The organism is Streptomyces sp. NPDC033229, from assembly GCF_055576875.1.
Genome location: NZ_JBVIQR010000004.1, coordinates 334859 through 345676, shown reverse-complemented (window position 1 = coordinate 345676; position 10818 = coordinate 334859). Strand labels below are relative to the sequence as shown.

The window sequence follows — 10818 nt, the reverse complement described above, 5'->3', positions numbered from 1 at the left end:
AACACACCTAGGGCCTGCTGGGAGGTGCCCCCAACGGGCTGGTTTCGGCTGAGCTCAGCCGAAACCAGCCCGTCCGGCGTTTGAGGACGCGCCCGTAGGGCGCTCGCCGCCGCAGGCGGCAAGACGGCCCGCAGAACCGACTCCTCATTGACCCCCGGCGTTCGGTCGTGATTCGTTGTGTTCAGTCCTGTTGGTTTGGTGAACCCAGGGAGCTGTTCATGAAGAAGACGGCGACCCGGCTCGCGGACGGCCGTGAGCTCCTCTACTACGACTCCCGCGACGACGCCGTACGCGACGCGGTCGACCCGCGGCCGCTCGACCCGGCCGATCGCGGCACCACCGATATCCGCCGCGACCCGCTGCTCGGTGACAGCGTCGCCATTGCCTCCCACCGCCAGACCCGTACGTACCACCCACCCCCCGGCCAGTGCCCCCTGTGCCCCTCCCGCGAAGGGCGGCATACCGAGATCCCCTCCGCCGACTACGACGTCGCCGTCTTCGAGAACCGCTTCCCCGCCCTCGCCGGGGACGCCGGCCGCTGCGAGGTCGTCTGCTTCACCGACGACCACGACGCCTCCTTCGCCGACCTCGACGAGGAACGCACCGCCCTCGTCCTCGACGCCTGGACCGACCGCAGCGCCGAACTCGCCACCCACCCCGGCGTCGAGCAGGTCTTCTGCTTCGAGAACCGCGGCCGGGAGATCGGCGTCACCCTCGGCCACCCGCACGGCCAGATCTACGCCTACCCCTTCGTCACCCCGCGCACCGAGCGCATGCTCGCCACGGCCGTCGCCCACCGGAGGACCACCGGGCGCAACGTCTTCGACGACACCCTGGCCGCCGAGCGGGCCGACGGGCGGCGCCTCGTCCTCGACGGCCGGCACTGGACGGCCTTCGTGCCCTACGCCGCCCACTGGCCGTACGAGGTCCACCTCTACCCCCGCCGCCGTGTCCCGGGCCTGCCCGACCTCGACGACGCGGCCCGCGCGGAGTTCCCCCGGATCTACCTGGAACTCCTGCGGCGCTTCGACCGGATCTTCGACGGGCGGCAGAGCCCCGGGCCCACCCCGTACATCTCCGCCTGGCACCAGGCGCCCGTCCACCACCCGCACAGGAATGAATTCGGGCTCCACGTCGAGCTTTTCACCAACCGCCGCACTCCCGGCAAGCTCAAGTTCCTCGCCGGTTCCGAATCCGGCATGAACGTGTTCATCAACGATGTGCCGCCCGAGTCCGCGGCCGAGCGACTGCGAGAGGTAGCGAGCGAATGAGCGAGTATTTGGTCACGGGCGGCGCCGGCTACATCGGGAGCGTCGTCGCGGCCCATCTGCTGGCCGCCGGGCACGCCGTGACCGTCCTCGACGACCTGTCCACCGGCCACCGCGACGGCGTGCCCGACGGGGCGCGCTTCATCGAGGGCCGCGTCCAGGACGCCGCCCGCTGGCTCGACGGCTCCTACGACGCCGTCCTGCACTTCGCCGCCTTCTCGCAGGTCGGCGAGTCCGTCGCCCGCCCCGACGCCTACTGGCGCAACAACGTCGGCGGCACCGTCGAGCTGCTCGCCGCCATGCGCGACGCCGGCGTCCGCACCCTCGTCTTCTCCTCCACCGCCGCCACCTACGGCGAGCCCGCCACCGTCCCCATCACCGAAGACGCCCCCACCGCCCCCACCAACCCCTACGGCGCCACCAAACTCGCCGTCGACCACATGATCACCGGCGAGTGCGCCGCCCATGGTCTGGCCGCCGTCTCCCTGCGGTACTTCAACGTCGCCGGGGCCCACGGGCGCCACGGCGAGCGGCACACCCCCGAGTCCCACCTCATCCCGCTCGTCCTCCAGGTCGCCCGGGGCGAACGCGAGACGATCTCCGTCTACGGCGACGACTACCCCACCCCCGACGGCACCTGCGTCCGCGACTACCTCCACGTCGCCGACCTCGCCGAGGCCCATCTGCTCGCCCTGGACGCCGCCCGCCCCGGCGAGCACCTCATCTGCAACCTCGGCAACGGCAACGGCTTCTCCGTCCACGAGGTCATCGACACCGTCCGCAAGGTCACCGGCCACCCCGTCCCGCACGTCGTGGCCGCCCGCCGCGCGGGCGACCCGGCCGTGCTCGTCGCCTCCGCCGCGCGCGCCCGCGACCTCCTCGGCTGGCGCCCCACCCGCACCGACCTGGCCCACATCGTCGCGGACGCCTGGGAGTTCGCCCGGCGCGCGGACGGCGCGTGAGCGCCGAGCGGGCCGCCGCGGCCTTCCGCGAGGTGTACGGCGCACCGCCCGCCGGGGTATGGGCGGCGCCCGGCCGGGTCAACCTCATCGGCGAGTACACCGACTTCAACGACGGCCTGGTCATGCCCCTCGCCCTGCCCCACCGCACCTGGGCCGCCGCCTCACCCCGCGGCGACGGCCGGCTGCGGCTGCACTCCGCCGCCGCACCGGGAGGCGTCGTCGAACTGCGGACGGCGGACCTCGCCCCGGGCGCGGTGCGCGGATGGGCCGCGTACCCGGCGGGGGTCGCCTGGGCGCTGCGCGAGGCGGGGCACACCGCCGGGGGAGCGGACCTGCACATGGAGTCCGACGTGCCGGTCGGCTCGGGACTGTCCTCCTCCGCCGCCCTGGAGGTCGCAACCGCCCTCGCCCTGACGGAACTTCACGCCCTCGGCCTGCCGCCCGACCGGCTGGCGCGCCTGGCCCAGCACGCCGAGAACGCCTTCGTCGGTGTCCCCTGCGGAATCATGGACCAGACCGCGGCGGCCTGCTGCACCGAGGGCCACGCGCTGCACCTCGACACCCGCGACCTCTCCCACCGCCATGTGCCCTTCGCGCCCGACGCCGAGGGACTGCGACTGCTGGTCGTGGACACCCGGGTCCGGCACGACCTGGGCGACGGGGCGTACGCGCGGCGGCGCGCGGGCTGCGAGCAGGGCGCGCGGGCACTCGGCGTGCCCTCACTGCGCGATGTCGCGTACGGGCAACTCGCCGACGCCCTGGAGGCGTTGGCGGGGGAGCCGGTCGTGCGGGCTCTCGTGCGGCATGTGGTCACGGAGAACGACCGGGTGGCCCGCGTCGCGGGCCTGCTCGCGGCGGGCGACCTCCGTGCGATCGGCCCGGTCCTCACCGCCGGGCACGCCTCGCTCCGCGACGACGTCGCCGTCTCCTGCGCCGAGCTGGACCTGGCCGTCGCGGCCGCGAACGGCGCGGGCGCGCTCGGGGCGCGGATGACCGGCGGCGGCTTCGGCGGTTCGGCGGTCGTCCTGGCCGAGGCGGCGGGGGCCGACGCGGTCACCGAGGCCGTCACCGGAGCTTTTACGGCGGCCGGGCACCGCCCGCCGCGCATCTTCCCGGTGCGACCGGCGGGGGGCGCCCGCAGGGTGCTGTGAAGCGTCAACGGCCGGACGGCCGAAGCGACTTAGGGCGTGTCCGGCGTTTGAGGACGCGCCCGCAGGGCGCTCGCCGCCGCAGGCGGCAACGAAGCCCGCGGCCGAAGACCCTTCGGGTCGGCCGACCATTCCCCTTGGCCTGGCGGTGAGTTGGGAGTCGCGGTACCACGGACGCGCATGGACCACATCGCGTCGTTCCTCGTCGTTCACCGCCCCAATACTGAACATAAAGCTCACGATAAACAGCCGGGCCAAGCAGTTTTGTCAATCGGCTTCCGATGTCGTACCCCCGCCGTACGCTGATGCACAGCGTTCGGTGGGGGCCGACGCTGATCAGGGGGCGAGACAGGCAGGTACGACGCCCGGGGTGGGGTAGATGTCAGGGGCACGGCGGCGGCCGTGCGCGTGTGGCGACCCCGTTCCGGGCGCCGTGCCCGCACTGCCCGCCTCCCGGGATATGGGGGTGGCTGTGGCACGTATTCGGGTTCTGGTGGTCGACGACCACCGCATCTTCGCCGAGTCGCTCGCCGCCGCCCTCGCGGCCGAGCAGGACGTGGACGTCTCGGCGGCCGGCAGCGGGCCGGCGGCGCTGCGCGCCCTGGAGCGCGCGGCGGGCGAGGGGCGGCGCTTCGACGTGCTGCTGATCGACGCCGACCTGGGCGCGGCGGCGACGGACGTCGCGCAGGTACCGGGACAGCTCCGGGGACCGGGGCAGGAGGGCGGCGGGCCGGGTGAGGGCGTGGTGGACGGGATTTCCCTGGTGGCGGGGGTCCGGTCAGGGCAGCCGGCGGTACGGACGGTGGTGCTCGCCGAGCGCGACGACCCCCGGCGGGCCGCCGCCGCACTGCAAGCCGGGGCCAGCGGCTGGGTCGCCAAGGACTGCTCGTTGTCGCGGCTGTTGTCCGTCATACGGGGGGTGCTGCGGGATGAGACCCATCTGCCGCCCGCCCTGCTGACCGGTGTGCTGCGGGAGCTGACCGCCGCGCGCAAGCACCGCACGGAGAGCGAGCGGCTGGTCGAGTCGCTGACCCCGCGCGAGCGCGAGGTGCTGCGCTGCATGGTGGCCGGGCTGGGCCGCAAGGCGGTCGCCGAGCGGCTCTATCTCTCCCCGCACACGGTCCGCACCCATATGCAGAACGTGCTGGGCAAGCTCGGGGTGCACTCCACGCTGGCCGCGGTGGCGCTGGCCCGGCGGGCCGGGGTGGGCCCGGTGGACCTAGCCGGGGATGTTGTCGAACGGGGCGGTCAACTGGCGTAGCAGACCGGCCAGTTCCAGGCGCTGGGCGTGGGACAGCTCGGCGAGGATCGCCCGTTCCTGGGCGAGCAGGCCGGCGAGCGCCTGGTCGGCGCGGTCCCGGCCCTCGGCGGTCAGCCGCACCAGCACGCCGCGCCGGTCGCTGGGGTCCGGGAGCCGCTCGACGAGGCTCTTCTTGGTGAGCCGGTCGATGCGGTTGGTCATGGTGCCCGAGGTGACCAGGGTCTGGGTCAGCAGCTGGCCGGGCGAGAGCTGATACGGCGGTCCCGCGCGGCGCAGTGAGGTGAGGACGTCGAACTCCCACGGCTCGAGCTGGTGCTCGGCGAAGGCGATCCGCCGGGCCCGGTCGAGGTGGCGGGCCAGCCTGCTGACACGGCTGAGCACCTCGAGCGGTTCCACGTCGAGGTCCGGGCGCTCCCGGCGCCATGCTGCGACCAGCCGATCGACCTCGTCCTCCATGACGATCAGTGTAGAGGGTCTGTCGACATGAAGTCTCTTGACGTCAAGATACAACGGGGGGAATGCTGGAGGACAGGTCACCGGGAGCGCCGCCACGCCCCGGTCGCCCCGGCTTGTCCACCCCCGCAGGGAGGCCCCCATGCACAGCGCACCCACCTGGGACCCGCGGCAGTACCTCCGCCACGCCGACCACCGGACCCGCCCCTTCCAGGACCTGCTCGCCCGGATCGCCGAACCCTCGGCCCGCTTTCCGCGGATCGCCGACCTCGGCTGCGGCCCCGGCAACGTCACCACGATCCTCGCCGACCGCTGGCCGACCGCCCACATCACCGGCTTCGACAACTCCGCCCCGATGCTCGCCGACGCCCAGGCCTACGCGGGCCGCACCCCGCACGGCGGTCTGCTCGACTTCCGCCACGCTGACCTCGACCACTGGGTGCCCGACGAGCGTTACGACCTGATCGTCTCCAACGCGGCCCTCCAGTGGGTGCCCGGCCACGCCGCGTCCTTCCGCACCTGGACCGACGCACTGGCTCCCGGCGGCACCTTCGCCTTCCAGGTCCCCGGCAACGCCGACGCCCCCAGCCACGCCATCCTGCGCGAGCTGTGCGGCAGCAAGCGCTGGAGCACCCGGCTGGGAGAGGCCGGCCGCCGCCGCGTCGCCGTCCTCGAACCCGCCGACTACCTGGAGCGACTGACCGGACCCGGCTATGAGGTGGACGCCTGGGAAACCACGTATCTGCACCTGCTCACCGGCGAGGACCCCGTTCTCGACTGGGTCAAGGGCACCGGCCTGCGCCCGGTCCTGACCGCCCTGGACGGCGACCCGGCGGCCACGGAGGAATTCCTCGCCACGTACCGCAGCCTGCTCCGCGAGGCCTACCCATCGGGCCCGCACGGCACCGTCTTCCCCTTCCGGCGGATCTTCACGGTGGCCCGGAAAGGGGAGTGACATGATCGTCGCACTCGACCACGTCCAGCTCGCGGCGCCGCCCGGCAGCGAGGAAACCGGCTCGAATTCCTCGAACCCCGCGAAGCCCGAACCGGCGCCGCCGGAAGCGCGCCGTCAGGACCGGCGGTGCCCGATCAGCCGGGGCTTCGGCTCCAGACCGTCCAGCCCGTGCCAGGCCAGATTCACCAGATGGGCCGCCACCTCGGCCTTCTTCGGCTTACGGACGTCCAGCCACCACTGGCCCGTCAGCGCCACCATGCCGACCAGCGCCTGCGCGTACAACGGAGCCAGCTTCGGATCGAAGCCCCGGGCCTTGAACTCCAGCCCCAGAATGTCCTCGACCTGGGTCGCGATATCGCTGATCAACGACGCGAACGTGCCCGTCGACTGCGCCACCGGCGAATCCCGCACCAGAATGCGGAAGCCGTCCGTATACGTGTCGATGTAGTCCAGCAGGGCGAACGCCGCCTGCTCCAGCAGCTCCCGCGGATGCCCCGCCGTCAGCGCCCCCGTCACCAGATCCAGCAGCTGCCGCATCTCACGGTCCACGACCACCGCGTACAGCCCCTCCTTGCCGCCGAAGTGCTCGTACACCACCGGCTTGGAGACCCCGGCCTTCGCCGCGATCTCCTCCACCGACGTGCCCTCGAACCCCTTCTCGGCGAAGAGTGTGCGACCGATGTCCAGCAGCTGCTCACGGCGCTCCGCGCCGGTCATCCGCACCCGGCGGGAGCGACGGCCCCCCGAAGCCGGGGTCCGGTCCTTGTTACTGGTGTTGCTATCGATCGCCACGCCGTCAATCATGCCGCGTGTCCGGCATCTTCCTTCCGTCGGGATTCGACGCGGCCGGCATCGGGCCACCGCACGTCATACGCCCAGCCCGCCTTCTCGAACCAGCGGATGATCCGGGCACTGGAATCCAGCTGCCCCTTCAGCACACCGTGCCGCGCCGCCGTCGGGTCAGCATGGTGCAGGTTGTGCCACGACTCCCCGCAGGAGAGCACCGCCAGCCACCACACATTGCCCGACCGGTCACGCGACTTGAACGGACGCTTGCCCACCGCGTGACAGATCGAATTGATCGACCAGGTCACATGGTGCAACAGCGCCACCCGTACCAGCGAACCCCAGAAGAACGCCGTCACCGCGCCCTGCCACGACCACGTCGCCAGACCGCCCACCACCGGCGGGATCATCAGCGACACCACCGTCCACAGCACGAACTGCCGGGACACCTGCCGCAGCGCCGGGTCCTTGATCAGATCCGGGGCGTACTTCTGCTGCGACGTCTGCTCCTCGTTGAACATCCAGCCGATGTGCGCCCACCACAGGCCCTTCATCAGCGCCGGCACGCTCTCACCGAACCGCCACGGCGAGTGCGGATCACCCTCCGCGTCCGAGAACCGGTGGTGCTTGCGATGATCCGCGACCCAGCGCACCAGCGGCCCCTCGACCGCCAATGACCCCATGATCGCCAACGCGATCCGCAACGGCCGCTTGGCCTTGAACGCACCGTGCGTGAAATAGCGGTGGAAGCCGATCGTGATGCCGTGGCAGCCGATGTAGTACATCGCCACCATCAGCCCCAGATCCAGCCAGCTCACCCCCCACCCCCAGGCCAGTGGGACCGCGGCGACCAGTGCGACAAATGGGACGGTGATGAACAGCAGCAGCGCGAGCTGCTCGACCGAACGCTTGCTGTCGCCACCCAGCGTGGCGGAGGGGAGCGAAGTTTCCTGGGCCATCGGCGCGTCTTCGATCACGTCGGGGCTTGCAGTCATTGGGTTCCCTCAGGGGGCTCGGGGCAAGGCTACGGTTCCGTAACCTACGGCTACGTAAGTATGGCAGGACCGGCACCCCGAACACGAGGGCTGTGGACAACCGCGCGTCGAGCGGAGACCTATGCTGGGGACCGTCGGACAGCGCGGTCCGCAACCCCTCCAGACGTGCTCAGAAATCTGCAAGGAGCCGCACCTGTGAGCAGTGCCGACCACACCCCCCTCGTCCCCGCCGACAACCGGGAGAGCGACGGCGAAGCACAGCGCAGCGCCGCCCTGCGCGCCGACATCCGCCGCCTCGGTGACCTCCTCGGCGAGACCCTCGTCCGCCAGGAGGGCGAAGAACTCCTCGACCTCGTCGAACGCGTCCGCGCCCTCACCCGCAGCGACGGCGACGCGGCGGCCCGGCTCCTCGGCGAAACCGACCTGAACACCGCCGCCAAGCTCGTCCGGGCCTTCTCCACCTACTTCCACCTGGCCAACGTCACCGAACAAGTGCACCGCGGCCGCGAGCTGCGCGCCAAGCGCGACGCCGAGGGCTCCATCCTCGCCCGCACCGCCGACCAGCTCAAGGACGCCGACGCCGACCACCTCCAGCAGACCGTCGAGCACCTCGGCGTACGTCCCGTCTTCACCGCACACCCCACCGAAGCCGCCCGGCGCAGCGTCCTCAACAAGCTCCGCCGCATCGCCGAACTCCTCGACACCCTCGGCACCGGCACCGGCGACGAGCGCCGCACCGACCTCCGCCTCGCCGAGAACATCGACCTGCTCTGGCAGACCGACGAACTGCGCGTCGTCCGCCCCGAGCCCACCGACGAGGCCCGCAACGCCATCTACTACCTCGACGAGCTCCACGCCCGAGCCGTCGGCGACGTCCTCGAAGACCTCGCCGCCGAACTCGAGCGCGTCGGCGTCACCCTGCCCGCCACCACCCGCCCGCTGACCTTCGGCACCTGGATTGGCGGCGACCGCGACGGCAACCCCAACGTCACCCCCCAGGTCACCTGGGACGTGCTGATCCTCCAGCACGAACACGGCATCACCGACGCCCTCGAACTCGTCGACGTCCTCCGCGGCGCCCTCTCCAACTCCATCCGCAACAGCGGCGCCACCGAGGAACTGCTCGCCTCGCTCCAGCGCGACCTCGAACTCCTCCCCGAGATCAGCCCCCGCTACAAGCGGCTCAACGCCGAAGAGCCCTACCGGCTCAAGGCCACCTGCATCCGCCAGAAGCTCGTCAACACCCGCGAGCGCCTCGCCCGCGACACCCCCCACCAGGACGGCCGCGACTACCTCGGCACCGCCGAACTCCTCGCCGACCTCCAGCTGATCCAGGACTCCCTGCGAGCCCACCGCGGCCGCCTCATCGCCGACGGCCGCCTCGAGCGCGCCATCCGCACCCTCGCCGCCTTCGGCCTCCACCTCGCCACCATGGACGTCCGCGAACACGCCGACGCCCACCACCACGCCCTCGGTCAGCTCTTCGACCGACTCGGCGAGGAATCCTGGCGCTACGCCGACATGCCCCGCGACTACCGCCGCAAGCTCCTCGCCAAGGAACTGCGCTCCCGCCGCCCCCTGGCCCCCCAGCCCGCCCCCCTCGACGCCGGCGGCGAGAAGACCCTCGGCGTCTTCCACACCATCCGCGAGGCCCTCGCCCGCTTCGGACCCGAGGTCGTCGAGTCCTACATCATCTCCATGTGCCAGGGCGCCGACGACGTCTTCGCCGCCGCCGTCCTCGCCCGCGAGGCCGGACTCATCGACCTCCACGCCGGCTGGGCCAAGATCGGCATCGTGCCGCTGCTGGAAACCACCGACGAGCTCAAGGAAGCCGACCGCATCCTCGACGAGATGCTGGCCGACCCCTCCTACCGGCGCCTCGTCGCCCTCCGCGGCGACGTCCAGGAGGTCATGCTCGGCTACTCCGACTCCTCCAAGTTCGGCGGCATCACCACCAGCCAGTGGGAAATCCACCGCGCCCAGCGCCGCCTCCGCGACGTCGCCCACCGCTACGGCGTACGACTGCGCCTCTTCCACGGCCGCGGCGGCACCGTCGGCCGCGGCGGCGGCCCCACCCACGACGCGATCCTCGCCCAGCCCTGGGGCACCCTCGACGGCGAGATCAAGGTCACCGAACAGGGCGAGGTCATCTCCGACAAGTACCTCATCCCCGCCCTCGCCCGCGAGAACCTGGAACTGACGGTCGCCGCCACCCTCCAGGCCTCCGCCCTCCACACCGCCCCCCGGCAGTCCGACGAGGCCCTCGCCCGCTGGGACGCCGCCATGGACACCGTCTCCGACGCCGCCCACAACGCCTACCGCCGTCTCGTCGAGGACCCCGACCTCCCCGCCTACTTCTTCGCCTCCACCCCCGTCGACCAGCTCGCCGAACTCCACCTCGGCTCCCGCCCCTCCCGCCGCCCCGACACCGGCGCCGGACTCGACGGACTGCGCGCCATCCCCTGGGTCTTCGGCTGGACCCAGTCCCGCCAGATCGTCCCCGGCTGGTTCGGCGTCGGCTCAGGCCTCAAGGCCGCCCGCGAAGCGGGACTCGACACCGTCCTGGACGAAATGCACGAACACTGGCACTTCTTCCAGAACTTCCTCTCCAACGTCGAGATGACCCTCGCCAAGACCGACCTGCGCATCGCCCAGCACTACGTCGACACCCTCGTCCCCGACGACCTCAAGCACGTCTTCGACACGATCCGCGCGGAGCACGAGCTGACCGTGCAGGAAGTCCTGCGCATCACCGGCGAAGCCGGACTCCTCGACGCCAGCCCCGTACTGCGCCAGACGTTCCACATCCGGGACGCGTACCTGGACCCGATCTCCTACCTCCAGGTCACCCTGCTGCACCGGCAGCGACTCGCCGCGGAACGGGGCGAGGCGGCGGACCCGCTGCTGTCGCGAGCGCTGCTGCTCACCGTGAACGGTGTGGCGGCGGGCCTGCGCAACACCGGCTGACGCCCGGAACGTCCGCAAGCGCC

Annotated in this window: 9 protein-coding genes; 6 read left to right on the top strand and 3 right to left on the bottom strand. The window is 71.8% G+C overall.

The window, feature by feature from the left end:
• The first annotated feature begins 218 nt into the window (after positions 1-218).
• From galT to ACZ53N_RS06465, 4 genes are all read left to right on the top strand, one after another.
• A complete protein-coding gene (gene galT, locus ACZ53N_RS06480) occupies positions 219-1271 on the top strand; it encodes a galactose-1-phosphate uridylyltransferase (protein WP_469139815.1) in 1053 nt (350 codons plus the stop codon).
• Complete coding sequence (gene galE, locus ACZ53N_RS06475; RefSeq protein WP_469139814.1) at positions 1268-2230, top strand: UDP-glucose 4-epimerase GalE; 963 nt, start codon at positions 1268-1270, stop codon at positions 2228-2230. Before galT ends, galE begins: the two co-directional genes overlap by 4 nt.
• Entirely contained in the window at positions 2227-3381 is a 1155-nt protein-coding gene (galK, locus tag ACZ53N_RS06470) for a galactokinase (protein WP_469139813.1), read from the top strand. Before galE ends, galK begins: the two co-directional genes overlap by 4 nt.
• Before the next feature lie 469 nt (positions 3382-3850).
• Complete coding sequence (locus ACZ53N_RS06465; RefSeq protein WP_130879158.1) at positions 3851-4639, top strand: response regulator transcription factor; 789 nt, start codon at positions 3851-3853, stop codon at positions 4637-4639.
• Here ACZ53N_RS06465 and ACZ53N_RS06460 read toward each other — a convergent pair.
• Positions 4598-5095 (bottom strand): MarR family winged helix-turn-helix transcriptional regulator, encoded by a 498-nt coding sequence (locus ACZ53N_RS06460; RefSeq protein ID WP_130879159.1) that lies wholly within the window; start codon positions 5093-5095, stop codon positions 4598-4600. The two genes, ACZ53N_RS06465 and ACZ53N_RS06460, sit on opposite strands and share 42 nt — an antisense overlap.
• Positions 5096-5234: 139 nt before the next feature.
• On the opposite strand from ACZ53N_RS06460, the gene ACZ53N_RS06455 reads away from it, so the two are divergent.
• On the top strand, positions 5235-6047 hold the full coding sequence (locus ACZ53N_RS06455; RefSeq protein ID WP_469139812.1) for a trans-aconitate 2-methyltransferase: 813 nt from the start codon (positions 5235-5237) through the stop codon (positions 6045-6047).
• Between the two features lie 114 nt (positions 6048-6161).
• Here ACZ53N_RS06455 and ACZ53N_RS06450 read toward each other — a convergent pair whose 3' ends face one another.
• Together ACZ53N_RS06450 and ACZ53N_RS06445 are read right to left on the bottom strand one after the other, a co-directional pair.
• Entirely contained in the window at positions 6162-6851 is a 690-nt protein-coding gene (locus tag ACZ53N_RS06450; RefSeq protein ID WP_469139811.1) for a TetR/AcrR family transcriptional regulator, read from the bottom strand.
• Positions 6848-7828, bottom strand: coding sequence for an acyl-CoA desaturase (locus tag ACZ53N_RS06445; protein WP_469139810.1), 981 nt, complete (start codon positions 7826-7828; stop codon positions 6848-6850). Before ACZ53N_RS06445 ends, ACZ53N_RS06450 begins: the two co-directional genes overlap by 4 nt.
• A 195-nt stretch (positions 7829-8023) precedes the next feature.
• Between ACZ53N_RS06445 and ppc the strand changes: the two genes are divergently transcribed.
• Positions 8024-10795: a phosphoenolpyruvate carboxylase gene (gene ppc / locus ACZ53N_RS06440; protein WP_469139809.1), complete on the top strand. Its 2772-nt coding sequence runs from the start codon at positions 8024-8026 to the stop codon at positions 10793-10795.
• The last annotated feature ends 23 nt before the right edge of the window (positions 10796-10818 follow it).